We start from the raw sequence: 266 nt of genomic DNA on the forward strand, positions 1-266 counted from the left end.
AAAATGAAAAAGTCATAAATAAACGTCGATTTATCATTTGCGTTAATCGAGTGCCACAAATAACCAACCAATTCTGAATCCGATTCAATACACAATAATTCATGGTCGTTAGTTTCCAAACCATTAGGAAAACTACGAAGAAGATCCTGATTAGCTATTTCGAGCGCCCTATCCATTGAGTGACCATAGTTTTCAGCTATTTCACGGCTGTAATCATCAATGAAATAATCACAATACGCTGGATATTCATTTGAGGTCATTGGTCT

The 266-nt window shown here is 35.7% G+C and carries 1 pseudogene; it reads right to left on the bottom strand.

The features are described 5' to 3' along the window. Nucleotides 1–266, bottom strand: a pseudogene (locus tag A6E03_RS17910) (GNAT family N-acetyltransferase); the annotation flags it as partial.

Origin of the sequence: Aliivibrio sp. 1S128, assembly GCF_001691065.1 — a bacterium.
Taxonomy (GTDB): Bacteria; Pseudomonadota; Gammaproteobacteria; order Enterobacterales; family Vibrionaceae; genus Aliivibrio.